Genomic DNA, 19,669 nt, shown 5'->3' with positions numbered 1-19,669 from the left:
GCTGCCGTCAAGTGGCGTGGAAACTACAGGTGTTTGATTGTCTAGAGTGAAGGTAATTTTACGCCATTAGAATCTGATTTTTAACTAGGAGGAACTGCCGGTTAACCCAATTTTCCCACATGTAGAATCGGTAACAATTAGGTGAGCAGCTTAATAAGCAGTGAGGGCGAACCTTATCTCCATTATTGTAGATTTAGAGCGCATTTCCAGAAAATAGTTCTAGATGTCGAGTTGGGTAATCAGTATAGCATTGCAGGCAAGACTACCCAGATAAGTTAGCACTAGCCAAAAGTTTCGTCAAAAAACAGCTACTGCTACAATTGGGACACGGGACAAAGCATTAAAAGGGACTGGGGATTGGGTATTAGGGATTAGGATTAAAATAATTCCTTCCCAGTCCCTAGTCCCCAATCCCAAGTCCCCAAAAGATTTAAATTGGTAGCAGTATTATGTTGGCTCAATTCCAGAGCTTGTATCCCAAGGGCAGTCTGATTTCTGAATTAGTGCAAATTTTTCAAGGAAAATATATTGTCCGAGCAAGCGTGCAAATAGAAGGCGTAACCCGTGCGACCGGTATGGCAGCAGCAGAAACAGTAGAAGCAGCAGAAGACCAAGCTAGAACTAGGGCGCTGATAGTTTTGGGTATCACAAATGCCCAACCCGAATCAGTGGCATTTACCTCAAATCCAATTTCTCCAGCGCAGCTAAATCCCTCCTTGAATACCAAAGGTGGATTGAGTGAATCTACTTATTCCTCTGCAAAAGATGGGGATTTTGTTGGTAGTCAATGGCCAGCGGTTAGCGATAAAGAAATATCTATACCGCCTTCCAAAGTCCGCAATATCAAACCAGAAGTAGTAACAACCAGTAACGAACAGTACGAGTACAGTAGTGCTTCGTCCCTACCAAGCGATACCTATAGCCAGGATTTAGGTCAAAACTTTCCTCTGACTGCCGACCGGGAGCTAGAATTCGATCCTCCGGTTGAAAAATTAGAAATAACCTTTGATAACCAGGTAGAAAATCAAAGCTTTCCAGCAATTTCTGCCAATAATGTCACACCATTTACACCCCGGAGTTACAGCCCTCAAGAGGATATCGCTACCCCATCAGTGACAGGAAAGAGAAAGAAAAAAGCTGAACCTGTGGATTTATCGGATGTCATTGCTAAAACAGATGTCGAACTTCAGCGTTTAGGCTGGCAACCAGAACAAGGACGGGATCATCTGATTAAAACCTACGGTAAGCGGGGGCGTACTTTGCTAAGTGAAGAAGAATTACACGGATTCCTCAAATTCCTCCAATCTCAGCCTGACCCAATAGCGGGATTTTGATTAGTTATTAGTCATTAGTGAGTACTAATGACTAATAACGTAGGCTATTGAAATAGTAATGAAGCTATGGAATCTGTAAATTTTGCTGAAGTAATAGCTCAAACAGATGTTGAGATGCAGCGACTAGGCTGGACAATAGACCAGGGACGGGAGCATCTCAAAAAAACTTATGGGAAGCGATCGCGTTTTTTACTGACAGAAGTACAATTACTAGGCTTCCTTCAATACCTTGAATCTCAAACATTAGACGAAGTTGTGACTGCCAAAATTAATCTTGACATCGAACAGTTATGTTGGATGGAACAGCAGGGACAAATTAATGCTGAAATCCAACGGTTATGTTGGATGAAAGAGGAAGAACAGAAGTATGTCATCAAAACTTCTCGTAAGCAAAATACAAATTTGCTTACCCAAGAAGAATTATTAGAATTCGTCAAATACTTAGAATCTGAACCTACAGTAGAATACGCCAGCGATCTTGATGAAGAATATGAAGAGTTCCAAGATTGCTCTACGTACTCAAAAAAATCAGACAAGGTAATTACTAAAATATCTTCTAAAGATTTATCTCAGGTATTGGCTAAGACCGATATCGAAATACAGCGTTTAGGTTGGACACCAGAACAGGGGCGGGAGTATTTGATTAAAACTTATGGGAAGCGAGGGCGTACTTTGTTAACTGAAGAAGAATTACACCAATTCCTCCAATACCTCCAATCTCAGCCTGACCCAATAGCAGGATTTTGATTAGTCATTAGTCTTTTGCTAATGACTAATGACTAATGACTAATGACTAAACAACAGCAACTGCTGGACGACTACCAGCGGCGTGACGGTCAATCACTTGGTCAATCAAACCGTATTCTCTGGCTTCCTCTGGTGACATGAAAAAGTCACGTTCAGTATCTTCAGCAATGCGCTCAATTGGTTGACCTGTATGGTCAGCTAAATAGTCATTTAGCCGCTTCTTATGGTACAAAATTTCCCGCGCCTGAATTTCAATATCAGTCGCCTGTCCTTGAGCGCCACCGAGAGGTTGATGAATCATAATCCGAGAATGGGGTAAACTCATCCGTTTACCCTTAGCACCAGCGCTGAGGAGGAAAGCGCCCATACTCGCCGCCAATCCGGTACAAATTGTACAGACATCAGGGCGAATGTGCTTCATAGTGTCAAAAATGCCCATACCAGCCGTCACTGAACCACCGGGAGAATTGATGTACATATAAATGTCCTTCTCCGGGTCTTCAGCATCCAAATACAGCAGTTGGGCAACAATCAAGTTAGCAATGTTGTTGTCAACTTGTTGTCCCAAAAAGATGATGCGCTCACGCAACAGCCGTGAGTAGATGTCAAAGGCGCGTTCACCTCGACCCGATTGTTCAATAACGATAGGAATCATGGAAGCGTATTTGTGGCTACTTTAAATACATTTTATCGGTGACAGCACGAAACTGGGGTTTATCTCTACTGTTTTCAAGCAGATAACTTAAACTTCTATCGTTTTACCTTACCCAAAAAGAGTACAAAAGATGATTTTGCAATAGATTTGACCTCTAAGGGCACTTTTTAGTAGCAAAAGGTGTCTAAGAGAATATCCCGGTAGGGAAGAACAAATCAAAAAACTCCAATTATCGCCAACCTCTTATCTCAGCATTTGCTGGACAATTTTGGCGATGTACTCATTAAACCGATAACCGAAATCCAACTTGCTTAGGGAATTGTGTTAGCTTTCAGTAACATTTTAAACATTTTTTTAGGATTTTCCTCAGCAATTATCAAGTTATTTTGTTAGATTCGGTAAATCGATAGTACGAGGTGTATTTAGAATAACCAGTCCTAATTAAAATGCTATCCACTCACAAGAGACGTGCCATGCTGGAAAAACTTATACAAGCCGCCATCATCACCTTCTTGCTCCACCTGATAGCAGGACTTAGCCCAAATACTTTAATTCAGTCAAAGACAGCATCACCTGTGCGAGAAGCACCACCAAATATTGTTAGCTTGCTATTGCGATCTTTTCAGTAAAAATATTTCATAACTTACACAGGTGTTGGCGATATCAAAGACATGCACTACTACCTTCTACCCAAGGGGTAACTCCCTTGCAGGATTTCTTGCATATATAGCTGTCTAGGCTAACACTCCTGGGAACAAGGTAGACTGAGCAAAGAAAGCAACTATTTGCATTTGATCGTGACTAATCGCCTTGCTGAAGCTAAGAGCCTCTATCTCCGCAAACACGCCGAAAACCCAATTGATTGGTGGCCCTGGTGTGACGAAGCACTTGCAACTGCAAGGGCGCAAAATAAACCGATTTTTCTCTCCATTGGTTACTCTAGTTGCCACTGGTGTACTGTCATGGAAGGCGAAGCTTTTTCTGATATTGCGATCGCTGACTACATGAATGCCAACTTTCTTCCCATCAAAGTAGACAGGGAAGAAAGACCTGACCTCGATAGCATCTATATGCAAGCTTTGCAGATGATGAGCGGTCAAGGCGGTTGGCCTTTAAATATTTTTCTTTCTCCAGAAGATTTAGTGCCGTTTTACGCTGGTACTTATTTTCCTGTAGACCCGCGCTATGGTCGTCCAGGATTTTTGCAGGTGTTGCAAGCTCTTCGCCGTTATTATGACACCGAAAAAGCAGAATTACAGCAACGCAAAGCCCTAATTGTTGAGTCTCTGCTCACGTCTGCGGTGTTGCAAGACGGTACAATAACTGAGCTTGAAGACCGAGAATTACTCCGCCAAGGTTGGGAAACCAGCACAGGTGTAATTACTCGTAATCAATCTGGCAATAGCTTTCCGATGATTCCCTATACAGAATTAGCGCTGCGGGGAACTCGATTTAATTTTGAATCTCGCTATGATGGCAAGCAAGTTTGTACCCAGCGAGGACTAGACTTAGCGCTGGGAGGCATTTATGACCATGTAGCTGGTGGTTTTCATCGCTATACTGTTGACCCAACTTGGACAGTACCGCATTTTGAAAAGATGCTCTACGACAATGGACAAATTGTGGAGTATCTCGGAAATTTATGGAGTGTAGGAGTACAAGAACCAGCGTTTGAAAGAGCGATCGCTGGTACTGTAGAATGGCTAAAGCGGGAAATGACCGCGCCTGAAGGTTACTTCTATGCTTCTCAAGATGCCGATAGCTTCACCCAACCCACGGCTGTAGAACCAGAAGAAGGAGCTTTTTATGTTTGGAGTTACAGCGAATTACAACAACTGTTAACACCTGAAGAATTAAGGGAATTGCAAGAAGAATTTACTGTTACCCCTAACGGTAACTTTGAAGGACGTAATGTTTTACAAAGAAGGAATTCTGGCAAACTGAGTGCAACGCTAGAAGCAGCATTGAGCAAGTTGTTTATTGTTCGCTATGGTGTTAATTCTGAGTCACTAGAAACTTTTCCTCCGGCTTGTAATAATCAGGAAGCAAAAACTGCTAATTGGCCAGGTCGCATTCCTTCGGTGACAGATACGAAGATGATTGTTGCCTGGAATAGCTTGATGATTTCTGGACTAGCTAAGGCTGCTGGCGTTTTCCAAGAACCATCATATCTGGAATTAGCAGCACGAGCGGCGAATTTTATCTTAGAAAATCAGTTTGTCGATGGGCGTTTTCAGCGACTCAATTATCAAGGTGAACCAACGGTTTTAGCTCAATCTGAAGATTACGCTTTGTTTATTAAAGCTTTGCTAGATTTACATACTTCCAACCCTGAGCATCAGCAATGGCTAGAAAAAGCGATCGCTATCCAAGATGAATTTAACGAGTTTCTCTGGAGTGTGGAATTAGGTGGTTATAGTAACACATCAAGTGATTCTAGTCAAGATTTAATTGTTAGAGAGCGGAGTTACACGGATAATGCGACACCATCAGCGAATGGAATTGCGATCGCTAACCTTGTACGTCTGGCTTTACTCACCGACAATCTAGATTATTTGGATTTAGCAGAACTTGGTTTGAAAGCTTTTCAAAGTGTGATGCATCGCGCTCCCCAAGCTTGTCCCAGCTTATTTACAGCCTTGGATTGGTATCGGAATTCTACCTTGATTCGCAGCACCACTGAGCAAATAAACTCGCTGATCCCCAAGTTTCTACCAGCGTCTGTGTTTGCCATAACATCTGATTTACCAGAGGGAAGCGTTGGGTTAGTTTGCCAAGGTTTGAAGTGTCTTGCACCAGCAGAAAGTGTAGAGCATTTATTGCAGCAAGTTCAGAAAAGTCAGAATCGGGGATGATGGGCATGGGGCATGGGGCATTGGGCATGGGGCAATGATGAGCCGAAGCAAATTAACCGCCATTGTATTAGCAGGCGGTAAAAGTTCTCGCATGGGTCAAGATAAAGCCTTGATTCCTATTCAAGGAATGCCGTTGTTACAGCGAGTTTGTGGAATTGCTCAAAGTTGTGCTGATGTTGTTTATGTAGTCACTTCCTGGCCAGAACGTTATCAAGATTTGCTTTTACCTGGTTGCCAGTTTATCCGAGAAGTACCTTTGTCTGGAGAATCTCTAGCCCACGGGCCTTTAGTTGGGTTTGCCCAAGGGCTAGCGGAAGTAAAGACAGAATGGGTACTGTTGCTAGCTTGCGATTTGCCGAGGTTGCGGGTTGAAGTGTTGGAAGATTGGGTAACTAGACTTGATAGCGTGGGGGATAATGCGATCGCAGCTTTAGCTCATCATCCTAAAGGCTGGGAACCTCTATGTGGTTTTTATCGCCGTCGCTGTTTGCCACAACTTCTAGAGTTTATCAATCAAGGGGGGCGATCGTTTCAGCAGTGGCTGCGGCAATATCCTGTAGAAGTTTTGCCTTTAGCAGAACCCGAAATGCTGTTTAACTGTAATACACCAGAGGACTTGGCTTTAAGTTAATTGAAAAATAATACAGAATTTTTTTAACCAACTGCTAAGGACGCAAACGCGAGTGCGTCTCGTAGAGAAGGAAGAAATGCTTAACCCAAGCGTATTGCAAGAAAAATAGCGGCTACATAAACTCTTGTCCGCCTGCGCGGACTAACTAAAAATCAAGGCTTTTAACCCGCGCAGGCGGGTTAAGTCTCGTGTAGAGGCGGTTTATAACCGCTTTTAAGAGTCTGGATTGAGTCAACCCGAAGATTAGGAAATCTTTTTCTTAAATTCAAATTTCACACCGGTTAGTTTTTCCGATACAACCCATAGTTTTTTGGCGATCGCTTTGTCTTTGGATAATTTGTTCGTTTCGGCTTTTATTGGATAGCCGCGCATCGTCATAAACCCATTGGGGCCGAAAAATTCTGCGCCTTTCAAGTCTGCTTCGATTCCCGCCCGCAGAGTTGGTAATGCGCCCATCGTGATATCTTGAGCAAAGATGCTGCTGAGATATTCCATAATGCCCCAAGTTCTCTGCAATTCCGTTGCCGTCCACCCAGGATGCGAGGCGGTTACAAGTATGTCGATACCATTATCTTTTAGTTTTCGGTCGAGTTCGTAGGTAAAGTAAAGGTTGGCAAGTTTGCTGTCGCCGTAGGCTTTCCATTTGGCATAACTTCTCTTTTCCCAATTCAAATCATCGAAATCTATCTTGCCCATAATATGTCCGCTGCTCGAAAGATTGACAATTCGTGAGCCTTCGGTGTCGATCAAAAGTTGCAAAAGCTGTCCCGTCAAAGCAAAATGTCCGAGATGATTAGTGCCGAACTGCAATTCAAAACCGTCGGTCGTTTTTGAATACGGCGGAATCATCACACCCGCATTATTAATCAGTAAATCCAGACGCAAATAATTTTTCTGAAAGTTTTCAGCGAAATTTTTAACTGATGCTAAATTCGCCAAATCAAGTTCCATCACCTTTACGTCGGCATCTTGATTCTGTTGAAGAATTTTTGCCAATGCCTTGTTTCCTTTGTCCAAGTTGCGAACCGCAATGATTACAGACGCTTGTTTATTAGCTAAAACCCGCACTGTTTCATAACCGATGCCGCTACTCGAACCCGTTACAATTGCTACTCTTCCTTTTTGACTCGGAATATTTTTTGCGTTCCATTTTTGATTTTTCATTTTATTTACTCCTACTTAATTAACCGAATATTCGTTTAATTAATTCTCAAAAAAAGAATTAATTCGTTACTGCATCCCATGCAATTTTATTGGAGATCCCCCCAACCCCCCTTTTTAAGGGGGGCTTTTAGAGTTTCTTTTCCCCCCTTTTTAAGGGGGGTTAGGGGGGATCTTCGAGTTTGAAAACAGTCCCTACGCCCATTTCAACTATTCCTATAACAGAACACTCAAGCTTTCCAGTCCATGTACCAACAGTGTTGGAATTGCTTTAAGAGTCTGGGTTGAGTCAACGCGAAGATTAGGAAATTCTTCCAGCAAAGCTTTCAGCGCAATCTTGGCTTCTAGTCGAGCTAAAGGTGCGCCCAAACAGAAATGAATTCCATTACCAAAGGCAAGATGTTTATTAGGTTCTCGATCAATGATGAAGCGATCGCCATTCTCAAACTTAAGTTCATCGTGATTGGCAGAATTTATCCACGCCCGCACAAGTTGCCCTTGAGGAATTATCTGGTCTCCAATTTGGGTTTCTACTTGGGTGTATCGTTGTAAGTAAGTAATCGGGGAGCGATAACGAAGTACTTCCTCAATTGCCGTCGGTAATAGAGACAAGTCATTCCGTAATCGTTGGTTTTCATCGGGATGCTCATGCAGACACCAAATGCTATTTGTAATTAAGTTAGTTGTAGTTTCATTACCAGCTACCAAGAGGATCATGCAAAAATCAACGAGTTCCTGTGCGGTCAACTTTTCTCCCCCTTCATAAGCCGTAACTAAATCGCTGATCAGGTCGTTACCCTGATGCGATCGCCGCTCATTCAGTAATTGGCGGAAATAGTCAGCCATATCTTTAATAGCAGTTTGATCTCTAGCTATGATCCCATCTGACCAGCGCTTGAAATCTTCGCGGTCTTGAAAGGGTATACCGAGAATTTCTGCAATCACGATTATCGGCAGAGGAATTGCGAAAGCATGTACTAAATCGACCTGTTTGTGTTGCTTCATTTGCTCCAACAACTCGTGAGTAAGTTCGGTAATCCGAGGAGCTAATGCTTCAACTCGATTTTCAGTAAATACCTTCTGTACTATTGAGCGCAGTGATTTATGTTTAGGCGGATCGGTGGAGACCAAAGACTGAGTGAAATCTTCTTGTTCGGGGGGTTGCGGCACTTTAGATGAAAAGGTTTTCCATTCGCTTAATACCCGTGCCACATCGTCATAGCGAAACACCATCCAACATTGATGCTCTGTGTCGTAGAAAACAGGCGCTTCTCGACGCATTTTAGCGAACCAAGAAAAAGGACTGAGTAGGAATTGTGAATCGGTCGGTAAGAATTGTAAAACGGCAGTCATAAAAATCTCCTTGATTGTGTAAAAAATTGCAAGTTGAACTGAGCCAGATAGTGGTGCTATCTGGTAAATCATTGACTACTTCTGTCAACAAATAATTGATGGATAAATTCTTTGTAGAGACGGCGATTTATCACGTCTCTCTAACTTATAGCGGTTCCCACTCAGATGCGGTACAAAATTAGATCGCAAGGTGTAGGGGGAATTCATGAATTGCCCCTACGGGTGTACCTCACGTGAACGAGAACCACTATAATTACGAATTACGAATTACGAATTACGAATTACGAATTACTCTCGCGCCAGTTTCAGCAGAGTTTCAATTACCTGCTTTTGCAAAGACTCCTCCGGGACTCCAAGACCAAAGAGGTGGACAAAGGATAGACCATTGATCGCTAGATAAATCACACTTGCGATCGCTGGATCGAGTCCACTTGCTTCAATTTGCCGTTGCCAATCAGCAAAGTTTTCTTGAGCTGGCTTAAGTAATTCTGGATTTTCAGCAACTGCTGCTAGCAAACTGAATTGAATTGCACTAGAGTGACCATCAAACTTTCCATGTGACCGGATATAGGCTCTTAGCCAATGTCCTGGTGTATTCGGTGCATCATCTTGCTCTAATTCATGCTTTAGTAATACTGCCTTTTGATCAATTAGCTGTTGCAACATTCCAGCAATCAAGGCTTCTTTGTTGGGAAAATGGTAAAGTAATCCACCTTTACTGACACCTGCTTCGCGGGCAACTGCCTCCAAAGTCAATGCCTTTGAACCATGTGCTACCATCACTCGCCCCGCAGCTTCTAACAACGCATTACGGGTGACAGATGTAGATTTTGTTTTTTTGGTAGCAGTCATAGAGCTTGAATGATGGAACTAGATAAATTGTCCGGTGAACACAGTTTATCTGACAACGAGATTGTCAATATTTTCTCTCATTGCTTCATCTGTGGGGCAGTAAGGCTAGGATTGGATTTATTAGGTATACTTGCTCTGTTTGAAAATCGTTAGGACGTAATCATCCAGTGTAAAGTTTCATCCAGCAAATCTATAGCACGTCGAACCTGCAATTTTTGAGACAGCAGCAAATTGCTATGGGAACTGAAAGCAGTTTGATAAGCAAAGGGATCTGCAATGGTAAACATAATATTCTCAATCCAAGATTGATAGAGATTGGATTCAAGTATCTACTATTTAAATACCGTCTGGACGGTCTGCTAAATATATAGTACCGTCCAGACAGTACAGTGTCAAGTAGCTAGTTTGAGATTGTGGATAATTAATTCCTTGGAGAGCAATGTCCTAGTTACTCCTGTGCTTATTTCGCAGGACTGGGGCTGATATTGCCAGAGTGCATGACTTTTGTGGCGAGATGGCTATGGACTCAGTAATCGACGGCTGCCATTATTCGGTGTCAGTATGGGACATGGCACCCACAAAAGGCGGCCATTATTCGTAGACCATCTGCGCTATTTTCTAGCGATGCAATTGGGTGATTGGCGAAATTGACACTCTGTTGCTTACCGAATGCGACAAAATTTGCGATCGTTATCATTCTCAGGATATTGCCAAGAATAGGCAAAATGGCTAACTCCCTTCAGTTGGGGCGCGAATTGGTGAAGTGCCTGCATTTGTACTTCTAGGGATGGACGATTACTGACCGATTCCCCCCACTTGCCCGCTAAAGCTGGAATCACTTTAGTACCTGGTTTTGTCATACTCAAAACCCGTTGCACTTGCGCCACAATACAACTGACATTACCGCAATTGCCATAAGACATGGGATGCCACTCTAATGTAGTGGGAAACCGATCCCAAGGTTGCAAGCGAGAATCATATCCTTGTCCTACAGTTTGGTTGCCATCAGGGAAAAACACTACTCCCGTGGAAACACCTTGCTGCTTGGCTGGGTAACTGGCCATGTTGACAAAATCTAGAATTCCTTGCATGGCGTGAGCAACTGCTAGCTGCCACAACTCCCATTGCAAGAGTGGTTGTTTGTCTGTCGCAGATAGAATTGATTTTTGTGCTGTTGGGGGAATGCGTCCTTGCCAGAGGGGTTCCCCTTCTTGGGGATAAAGTCGATCGATTTCCGCGATATCTCCGGCGGTAACATATCCCTTGCTCAAATAGCGGCGAATTAAGTCCAGCCCTTTATAATTCAGTGCCCGTTTAAATAAAGCTTCTTGGGTTGCGGGACTAAATAGCCATAAATCTGAAACTTTGGTGGCGATGGAATCACTTCCTGCTTGGCGGGGATAGCGCACGTAGTCGAATAGCAAACCATCTGGACGACGGCGCAAAACTTCTTTTACTAATTGGTAATAGTCGCTTTTTGCTTGGGAGTTGTAGGGGTCGATAAATACTTGAGAGCCATTATCTACGACATATAGGCTGGTTTGACCTTTACCATTGCGAGCGATCGCACTTTCTCTATCTGGGCGCTGGGCGTAAGTATAGCCGAAATTGTTAGTAAACATCCAGGCGTAGACCTTCAAACCGCGTTGCCGACCTTTTTTAATTGCTGTAGCGAGTATATCGATGTTTTCTGTCCCTGGAGTGCGAATTACAGAAGGCCAAATCGTCGGGTTAGCTTTTGCTGGCAATAATACCTGTCCGTCGTAAAATACTTCCAAATTAACTTGGTTATAGCCACGGTTGACAATCCGATCCATAATCTGATCGATTATTCCTGGCTGAATGTCACAGGGATATAAACGCAACCAGAGTGCTTGGATTTGCGGCCAAGTTCGTGTGCGGCACTCCTGTAATTCTTGCGCCTGTTTTTTTAGTAAGTTTTGGTAGCGGGTTTGGGCATCTTGATTGCCTTTGAGGGCTGATAAACGTAAGTTTTCTTTTTCTTGCGCCACCGATGATGATAACTGACAATATTGGGTTGCTTGCGCCCTTGCTGGTTCGTTTCCAAAGTTGGGGAGCAACGAACTAGTAGTGAAAACAACAGCGAATAGATGCCGCCAAAATAATGTCGATCTTGCAACGTTCAAAGGATGGTTAGACATACCTACCAGGAGATGGACACAATAATCATCGACCCCAATTCAGATAATTGTGGGCAACGTGTATCGAATTATATAGTTAAGCAGTAAGAGTTTTAAAACCTATTTTTTCCAGACTGCCAAAGCCATGTTTGTGTTGCTGCATTCTTTATATAAAGACATAAACCCATACAGAGCAGTAAAAAACATCTGAATCCAAAGCAAGTTTGGTTTACTATTGAGTAGATTTAGCCTCTACCTTAGTTAGTGAAAATCTGCCAAGGCAATATTTTTTTGAAACAAGAATAACCTAATTTTTAGCTCTTGTCATTAGCCATATCTTTTCATTCTCAGGCTTCTTGCTCCCGCTTGGTACTTTATAGCTATATTACTAAAAGCTACATTTGCGATTTTTGAATGTGGTGCTGAGTATATTTCTTATGCAATTCTTACCCCAGAAGGAATTTTAATATGTATCGTCGTTGGCTCTTATCTGCTTTAGCACTTTTGATGAGTATGGTTTTAGCCGCTTGCACGACTGCAACCACTCAGCAACCACAAATAAAAGTCACAAACCCTACTGAGACAACAAACACAAATTCTCAACAATTACCAAAAGGATCTGTAAAAAGAGTTGTTGGTCTTTCTTCTCTTTCTGCTGACATCATCTCTCGACTTAATTCAACAAAAATTGTCGGCATCACTGGTAGTAAATTATTTAAGAATGACTCAAGATTCAAAGATATTCCCCGTGTTAGCGAAGGACAAAACCCACCAAATTTAGAAAAAGTGGTAGCACTAAAACCCGATTTAGTTATTGGTGCAGAAGGTTTTTCTAACATCCCAATTCAAAAACTTCAGCAGCTAGGAATTCCGACTTTGCTCACTAAGGTGAATAACTGGGAATCTCTAGAAGAACTTACAAAAACCCTTGCTAAATCAATTGACACCGATCCTCAGCCTTTGTTAAATCGTTACAAAACTTTCTTGCCAGAAAAGCCAACTCAGGGTTTTTCTACTCTAGCTCTGGTTAGTCGCCAACCAATTTTAGCACCGAATAAAAATAGTTGGGCAGGGGATTTGTTGGCGAAATTCCAGGCGAAAAATATCGCCGCAGATTTACAAGGAAAAAGTCCAATTGGTGGCTATGTAACGCTTTCGGCTGAGAAAGTTTTAGAAGCAAATCCAGAGGTGATAATTTTGGTTAATCCCCCGCAAGGAAATTCAGAAGCAGCACTTTTAGATTCGCTAAAAAAAGAATCTTTTTGGCAGCAACTACAAGCAACTAAAAATAACCGAGTCTATATATTTGATTATTTTGGTTTGGTGAATCCGGGTAGTATAGATGCAATTGAAAAAGCTTGTCAGCAGCTTAAGCAAGTGTTGTTTGCACCACAGGGTACTTAGTTCAATAATGGGAGAACGTCGCATTCAATTAAGGAGACATTTCGCTGAGGTGATGACAATAGCGATGGCTTCGTCTTATTATTAAGGAGTATTACTTATAAATACCTGGATTTAAAAATGCAGATAGCTAAACTTATCAAAAACTTTAATCAAAAAAACTACCGCAAAGCATCTTTGTAGTTTTTTTTGCTAAAAAATCATTAACCAATTCATTTTTCAAGCATTATTTGCAAGTTTAATAAATTAGTGTTTGAGTTGCAATATGTAACTCAAACACTAGGGGATTAATCCAGATTTTTTTGTCCGGGACAACTAATTGTGCTTTTAATCTTTTGCAGAACTAATCGGTTTTTGACCAAAAGGGATATTTTTTTTACCTTCAGCAGAAGCACCTCCAAGGCTGCGGAAATACAGTCCTCCAATTGTTAGTAAAAAGGTCACATATCCCACTGCTTGCACAAGATAGAGATTGTCTCTATAACCAAATAAAGATTTGAGAATAATGCCAGGAAACTGTTCGTCAGGCAAGATTGTGGAAGTATTTGCAACCATTGGCCCCAAAATACAGGAATGGACTTTAGTAAAGCGTTCGTAATAGAAACAAAGGCTTTCTGTGGCACGACTGCTAAGAGAAAGGTTAGCCACTGCTTCGTCAAAATGTTTCAAGCCGGAAACTACCAATCCAGCGACAATCAACACTAATAAAACGCCCATTACCTGGAAAAACTGGCGGATGTTAATTTTGACACCCCATTTAAATAGCAGCACCCCAATGGCAGATGCCGCTACCAAACCACCAATTGCACCCAATGCTGGCATGAATCCCTGTTGAAAATTAGCAGCAACGAACAGAACAGTTTCAAAGCCTTCGCGCACAACAGCAACTAAAATTAAAGTAAAAACACCCCAACCAGCATTTGAGTTTTGTGTCAGCGCTTCTGTTACTGCCCCTTCAACTGTAGCTTTCATGAATCTGGCTTGTTTGGTCATCCAGATTAGCATCCAACTGAGCATTGCGATCGCTAACACGCTAAACACACCTTCTAAGGCTGGCTCAACTACGGAGGTGTATTGAGGATTCGCTGCTCCCAGTATTTGAATTAGCCAACTGAATACCACACCTATTAAGGCACTAACGACAATGCCAACGCCGATACCAGCATATACCCAAGAGTTAAGTCGAGATTGTTTAGCTTTTTTCAGCAAAGCTAGCACAATACCAACAACAAGGGCAGCTTCCACTCCTTCTCGGAGTGTGATTACAAAAGTAGGTAGAGCAGTACTAAAATTCATCTTTTGTCCTTTGTCTTTTGTCTTTTGTCATTAGTCAGTTGTCCTTTGTCATGAGTCAGTTGTCTTTCGTCTTTTAAATTTGTTTTTGACTAACGACCAATGACTAATGACCAATGACTAATGACCAATGACTATTAACCAAAATCGCGTAGCATCTTTTTCAGTTCGAGATTATGCATCTCTTCTTGACCAATCATGCCGCGAGCGAATTCTTCAAGATAAATACTAGCATTGGTGACAGTTTCGAGCAGATTTTTATACAGATCCAATGCCTTTTTTTCGTGGGATAAGCTTTCTTCCAAGATATCCTTGACTTTATGCTGGTAAGTTTCTTCCATTGGGGCAATTTTCAGTGAGGGATGCCCATCTAAACCGGTAAGAATTTCTCCTACTTGTTCGGCATGAAGTAAAGATTCGCTTGCCTGTGCTTTGAAAAAAGCCACAATTGGAATACGGTTAGGACCAGTCACCATCAAAGAATAATGGGTATAGCGCACTACCCCTGCTAGTTCAAATTCCATGATGGCGTTCAGCAGGTCAATGGTCTTTTTCTGGTCTAGTTCTTGCATCAGTTGTTATTTCAAGTAACGAATGGAGCGCAACTAGTTAGGAGTTCGTAATTTGTAATGGGCTACGCTAACGTAATTTTTAATTCGTAACTCCTAACGATTTCATCATTTTAAACTTATTACCATCTGCTTTCCATTAAAAGAAAGTGTTATCGCTATGCTTTGGTATTAGATTTGTCAACCACTTTTTGAGAGTTTTCCTCAATGGTTTTCACCAGCTTGGTAACATCATTAGGTATTTTGACTGCTTTCGCTGGTGGGATGGCGGAGGGCCAAACTTTTATGAGTTCAGCGAAACTAGCATCGATCGCTTTATGCGCTTCGGGATCTGCTTGAGCTACTTGACTAGAAATCCCTTTGTATAAATCATTGGCGTAAAACACAAAACCACGGGAGTCTTGATACTCAATTGGGGCGGTTATTTTACCATTTGCGATCGCAGCGCCATATTCAGAGTTAGCTGAATCTAGTAGTTCGTTAATTACTTGTAGTACAAATCCTGGTTTTGAGCGTTGAGCTTCTGGTAAAGCTGCGATCGCGGAATCAACTGATTGCATTGAAGAAGCAAAATTAGTTTTAACTTTACTATCCTTGGGACTAGATTTCACTAAATCTTGCAAACTCACCAATGTTGTCTTAAATTCTTTGACTTTGCGCTCATTAAGTTGATCTTCTACATCCACATAAATTTCCTCAACTGGATGTCCAATATGAGGCTCTGCCTGTTTCGGCTGATTTTGATCTAGCAGTTCTTTTGCTACTAAAAGATGCCCTTTCATTAAGCCCAACTTACTCATGTAGTCAACATCTTTTGCTTCACCTGTGAGTACTACTTCTTGAACACCAACCTGGTCTTTAATTTGGTCGAACTGCTCTTGAGTAATTACTTTTTTAGTAACTAAATCTTCTGGATTGCCATAAGGACGATTTGCCTGGATTTTATTAGATAAAGCTGGAACACCTAGTTTGGCTTCAAGCTTATCTAATTCTGACAATATAGCAGTGTTAATATTAATTTTTTCTTTGCTAGCGTGACCGCTATGACCGTTACTACTTACTGCTTCTGTGGTTGGAGTAATAGCAACTGGTGCTGATGGATTTTCTGCTGTTGGTGTACTACTACACGAACTCAAGGTAATTATTGCCGCAGTCGCAAAAGTCAAACATATATAACGAAGTCTTATCATCTTTGCTCCTCACACAACTAAAAAAGTATTAATTGAAACATTTCAAAGTATCACTAGAAGCTAGCTTGTTTGACACGTTGTCGTAGACTTTACTTTGACATATAATGACAAATCTTATCAACTAATTGCTCTAAAATTTTAAGAAATCAATTACAAGTTATCTAGTTAAGATTTTTCAACAGGTTTTTGAGAGTTGCTGTCAGCAATTACTTCAAATTGACCCATGCAACCGTTTTCTGCGATCGCATCTTGATGGGGATGAAACATATACTTACCTGGGTAGCGAAAAGCGAATTCCAAGATGTGCCTTTCTGCTACACCCATCGTAATCACATCACTTTTCTCGCTAGGAGTCATACTCATACCATAACGATAGACATCAAAGAAGTTGGCGTGGAGATGAAACGTCACTGCCGGATCGTATTCAATGATGTTGAGAACATATAGCCGAATCAACTGATCTTTGTAAATGGGAATGGGATGATGCATGTAATGATGGGGTACACCGTTGAAAGCGTAATAATCGTTATGACTATCATCATTCACGTCATATCCACTCATCACTAGTACAATCTCATCAGCCGGGGGACGGGGAGTCGGTGGATCGATGATAAACATCCCATACAGTCCCTTAGCAATGTGACGGGTGACTGGTTCAATATGACAGTGGTATAGGTGTACGCCATAAGGTTCAGCATCAAATTCGTAAATAGTGGCACTACCATTCTTGATTGGGCGAACACCATCCATTTCTGCTGGATGAACGCCATGAAAATGCAAAGAATGAGAATGTCCCGCATTATTGAGAAATAGTACCCGAATGCGATCGCCCTGTTTTGCCCGTAGCGTTGGCCCTGGTATGCGACCGTTTAAATCCCAGATATTGTAAGAGACAGCACTATTAAGCTTGATTATGGAAGTACCCGCAGTTAACTGAAATTCCCGGATAGTCCGCCCATTTTCCTGCTTTACCGTCCCATAATCAAAATCCCTTAAAATCTTCATCGGGTTAGTAGCATCGTCTGGTGCTGACCTATCGAGTGGTGGCACTTTGACGATCGACTTACTTTGTAGATTTAGCACCTGCCAAAGTCCGGCAGCACCAGTCATTCCAGCACCTGCTAGGCCCAGTTTCAATAATTGACGGCGGCTCCAAGGCTTTCCGTTACCTAGAGCAAAGTTGTGGGGCATGACATTTAGTTACGGTTAGCACCAAAAATGAGTTGCAAAAGATTTGCAATTGCTTTTAGATATTAGAGGAATTAATAATTATTGTCAATAATTTTTTAGTGCTTCAAAACTACTAGGTAAATTGTTAAATTTAGTTCAAGCGAGAATCAGTTCCAGAAAACTCTAGCGAAATTTATAATTTTTAAGTGTATTTATTGTCTGGTATATGTATAGATAGTATTCAGAAATCAAACCGGATTGCTATAGCTGTCAAACATTGATTAAATTCGACCAGTAAATCATTATAGTTGTTAAATATTCAAAATAACAGTTGGTATTATGTCTATAATTTTGCCTCTCATTTCTTTAATTGCTATTTTTTTGTTAATTAATAAAAGTCGTAACCATTGGCGTGAATCTCTAATATTGACATCTACTTACTGGGGAATTCTCATTGTTGCAATCACCGAATCTTTGAATATTTTTCAATTAATTAACTTTGGCAGTGTATTAATAACTTGGGCATCGATATGTATCATATTAATATATATGTGCTTTCGGTTAAATTACCAAAACCCTAAGATTTTAGATAAAAATAAGTCTGATCAAGTAAATATTCAAATTCCATCCCTGATAAATTTATTATTTGGTATAGGTTTCGTTGTCGCAACAGTTGGATTAATTGCTATCATCGCACCACCAAATAACTGGGATTCTATGGACTATCACATGAGTCGTGTTGCTCATTGGATACAAAATCATAGCATTGCTCATTATCCAACAAATTATACTCCCCAGCTATATCAAAACCCTTGGTCAGAGTTCGTTATTTTGCATTTTCAAATTTTGAGTGGTGGTGACTACTTCGCGGACTTAGTTCAATGGTTTAGTATGATTGGCTGTATTATTGCAGTCTCATTAATTGCTAAAAAACTTGGAGCAGATGTACGAGGTCAGGTTTTCTCTGCTGTTGTGACTGCAACAATTCCTATGGGAATTTTGCAAGCTTCAAGTACTCAAAATGATTACGTACTTTCATTTTGGGTAGTTTGTCTTGCTTACTACTTGCTATCAGCTATCCAAGGAGAAACAAGTGATATTTTAATGAACTCATTCAAAATTGGTAGCAGTACAGGACTAGCCATTTTGAGCAAGGGAACTGCTTATTTTTATATTTTCCCTTTTTTGATTTGGTTTAGTTTATTCCAGATTAAACGTTTACGTTGGAAAGTATGGAAACCAGCTTTGATAGTAGGAAGTATATCTTTATTACTTAATCTTGGTCACTATTTACGCAATTATAATTTATTCGCTTCGCCACTTGGGGAACCAGGTAATTATAGCAATGAAGTATATGGTATTAATATACTTTTTTCTAATGTTCTCAGAAATATTGCTTTACATATAGGTACACCAGTTGGTTTATGGAATGGAATAGCAAATAGATTAATTCAAATTATCCATATATTTATTGGTGTCGATGTAAACGATCCTCGGATAACTTTCTCAAAAACATTTTTTGTCCCAGGAGGCTGGTCAACAATTGGAATATCTGGTAATGAAAATAGTGCTGGTAATTTAGTACATCTAGTATTGATAATAACATGTATAACAATTTTTATGACTCGAAAAGAGATTCGGAAACAAAGGTACCTTTTTGATTATTTTATTGCAGCACTATCTACATTTATTATATTTTGCTACTTTGTCAAATGGCAAGCTTGGAATAGTCGTCTACATTTGCCTTTTTTTGTACTATTATCCCCATTCTTAGGGATTGTTTTATCTAAACTGGAAAAGCAAAGAATAGCAATTATCATAGTAACATTTTTGCTGATATCATCATTGCCTTGGGTATTTCTTAACAGGTTTAGACCTATTATTGATAGCAACAATATATTCCAAGTGAGTAGAATTGAGCAGTATTTCACTAATAGACCATACTTGAAAACTACTTATGCAGGAGCAGTTGAGTTTTTAAATTCAAAAAAATGCTCGAATATTGGGTTATCAATGGGAAATGACCCTTGGGAATATCCTTTCTGGGTACTTTGGCGGCAAAATAATCAAGAAATTGTTAAAATTCAACATATTAATGTAACTAATATTTCGGCAGTCTTAGAAAAAGAGGATTATTATAAAGATTTTGAACCGTGTGGAATTATTTCGATGGAAACAAAAAAAAGTAAGCGCAGTAAATATCAAAAAATTAATTTTAAAGGTAAAACTTATCTTCGAGCATGGGATTCTCCAGACCTTGGTATATTTATTAAGTAGAATTTTATTTTTTACAAGATTGTAAAATTAAGATTTACTG

The 19,669-nt window shown here is 40.7% G+C and carries 17 protein-coding genes; 7 read left to right on the top strand and 10 right to left on the bottom strand.

The features are described from left to right. The first annotated feature begins 449 nt into the window (after positions 1–449). Together CDG79_RS00435 and CDG79_RS43300 are read left to right on the top strand one after the other, a co-directional pair. On the top strand, positions 450–1,334 hold the full coding sequence (locus CDG79_RS00435) for a hypothetical protein (protein ID WP_094339648.1): 885 nt from the start codon (positions 450–452) through the stop codon (positions 1,332–1,334). Between the two features lie 66 nt (positions 1,335–1,400). Next, positions 1,401–2,081 carry a hypothetical protein gene (locus tag CDG79_RS43300; RefSeq protein WP_223277962.1) on the top strand — a complete coding sequence of 227 codons (681 nt, stop codon included), beginning with the start codon at positions 1,401–1,403 and terminating at the stop codon, positions 2,079–2,081. A gap of 46 nt (positions 2,082–2,127) precedes the next feature. On the opposite strand, the gene clpP is transcribed toward CDG79_RS43300, so the two are convergent. Beyond that, positions 2,128–2,736 (bottom strand): ATP-dependent Clp endopeptidase proteolytic subunit ClpP, encoded by a 609-nt coding sequence (gene clpP, locus CDG79_RS00425; protein WP_094329041.1) that lies wholly within the window; start codon positions 2,734–2,736, stop codon positions 2,128–2,130. 473 nt (positions 2,737–3,209) lie between these two features. Between clpP and CDG79_RS40615 the strand changes: the two genes are divergently transcribed. The 3 genes from CDG79_RS40615 (at position 3,210) to CDG79_RS00415 (ending at position 6,222) form a co-directional block, all read left to right on the top strand. Next, the gene (locus tag CDG79_RS40615; RefSeq protein WP_181154304.1) at positions 3,210–3,365 is read left to right on the top strand and encodes a hypothetical protein; all 156 of its coding nucleotides are present in this window, start codon (positions 3,210–3,212) and stop codon (positions 3,363–3,365) included. Between the two features lie 168 nt (positions 3,366–3,533). Then, positions 3,534–5,591: a thioredoxin domain-containing protein gene (locus CDG79_RS00420; RefSeq protein ID WP_094339647.1), complete on the top strand. Its 2,058-nt coding sequence runs from the start codon at positions 3,534–3,536 to the stop codon at positions 5,589–5,591. Between the two features lie 37 nt (positions 5,592–5,628). Beyond that, the gene (locus CDG79_RS00415) at positions 5,629–6,222 is read left to right on the top strand and encodes a molybdenum cofactor guanylyltransferase (RefSeq protein ID WP_094339646.1); all 594 of its coding nucleotides are present in this window, start codon (positions 5,629–5,631) and stop codon (positions 6,220–6,222) included. Between the two features lie 243 nt (positions 6,223–6,465). Here CDG79_RS00415 and CDG79_RS00410 read toward each other — a convergent pair whose 3' ends face one another. The 5 genes from CDG79_RS00410 to CDG79_RS00395 form a co-directional block, all read right to left on the bottom strand. Next, positions 6,466–7,386 (bottom strand): SDR family NAD(P)-dependent oxidoreductase, encoded by a 921-nt coding sequence (locus CDG79_RS00410; protein ID WP_094339645.1) that lies wholly within the window; start codon positions 7,384–7,386, stop codon positions 6,466–6,468. Positions 7,387–7,599: 213 nt separating this feature from the next. Then, on the bottom strand, positions 7,600–8,736 hold the full coding sequence (locus CDG79_RS00405; RefSeq protein ID WP_094339740.1) for a cytochrome P450: 1,137 nt from the start codon (positions 8,734–8,736) through the stop codon (positions 7,600–7,602). Positions 8,737–9,024: 288 nt separating this feature from the next. Next, a complete protein-coding gene (locus CDG79_RS00400) occupies positions 9,025–9,588 on the bottom strand; it encodes a TetR/AcrR family transcriptional regulator (RefSeq protein ID WP_094339644.1) in 564 nt (187 codons plus the stop codon). Positions 9,589–9,737: 149 nt separating this feature from the next. Further along, entirely contained in the window at positions 9,738–9,875 is a 138-nt protein-coding gene (locus CDG79_RS42025; RefSeq protein ID WP_189524837.1) for a hypothetical protein, read from the bottom strand. 375 nt (positions 9,876–10,250) lie between these two features. Continuing rightward, complete coding sequence (locus tag CDG79_RS00395; protein WP_094339643.1) at positions 10,251–11,750, bottom strand: family 10 glycosylhydrolase; 1,500 nt, start codon at positions 11,748–11,750, stop codon at positions 10,251–10,253. Between the two features lie 447 nt (positions 11,751–12,197). Between CDG79_RS00395 and CDG79_RS00390 the strand changes: the two genes are divergently transcribed. Beyond that, positions 12,198–13,133, top strand: a complete 936-nt coding sequence (locus tag CDG79_RS00390) for an ABC transporter substrate-binding protein (protein WP_094339642.1) — start codon at positions 12,198–12,200, stop codon at positions 13,131–13,133. A 324-nt stretch (positions 13,134–13,457) separates the two neighbouring features. Here the strand turns inward: CDG79_RS00390 and CDG79_RS00385 are convergent, their stop codons facing one another. The 4 genes from CDG79_RS00385 to CDG79_RS00370 all read right to left on the bottom strand — a co-directional run bounded on the left by CDG79_RS00385 (position 13,458) and on the right by CDG79_RS00370 (position 17,373). Then, positions 13,458–14,426 carry an FTR1 family iron permease gene (locus CDG79_RS00385; RefSeq protein ID WP_094339641.1) on the bottom strand — a complete coding sequence of 323 codons (969 nt, stop codon included), beginning with the start codon at positions 14,424–14,426 and terminating at the stop codon, positions 13,458–13,460. 134 nt (positions 14,427–14,560) lie between these two features. Next, positions 14,561–14,995 (bottom strand): ferritin-like domain-containing protein, encoded by a 435-nt coding sequence (locus CDG79_RS00380; RefSeq protein ID WP_094339640.1) that lies wholly within the window; start codon positions 14,993–14,995, stop codon positions 14,561–14,563. A gap of 155 nt (positions 14,996–15,150) precedes the next feature. Further along, positions 15,151–16,182 (bottom strand): ComEA family DNA-binding protein, encoded by a 1,032-nt coding sequence (locus tag CDG79_RS00375; protein WP_094339639.1) that lies wholly within the window; start codon positions 16,180–16,182, stop codon positions 15,151–15,153. Between the two features lie 165 nt (positions 16,183–16,347). After that, complete coding sequence (locus CDG79_RS00370) at positions 16,348–17,373, bottom strand: multicopper oxidase domain-containing protein (RefSeq protein ID WP_094339638.1); 1,026 nt, start codon at positions 17,371–17,373, stop codon at positions 16,348–16,350. 318 nt (positions 17,374–17,691) lie between these two features. On the opposite strand from CDG79_RS00370, the gene CDG79_RS00365 reads away from it, so the two are divergent. After that, positions 17,692–19,629: an ArnT family glycosyltransferase gene (locus CDG79_RS00365; RefSeq protein ID WP_094339637.1), complete on the top strand. Its 1,938-nt coding sequence runs from the start codon at positions 17,692–17,694 to the stop codon at positions 19,627–19,629. Positions 19,630–19,669: the final 40 nt, after the last annotated feature.

This window comes from Nostoc sp. 'Peltigera membranacea cyanobiont' 232 (genome assembly GCF_002245985.1).
In the GTDB taxonomy this organism is placed as follows: domain Bacteria; phylum Cyanobacteriota; class Cyanobacteriia; order Cyanobacteriales; family Nostocaceae; genus Nostoc.
The sequence above is the reverse complement of the archived record's forward strand: the minus strand, read 5'-3'. Positions and strand labels throughout refer to the sequence as shown.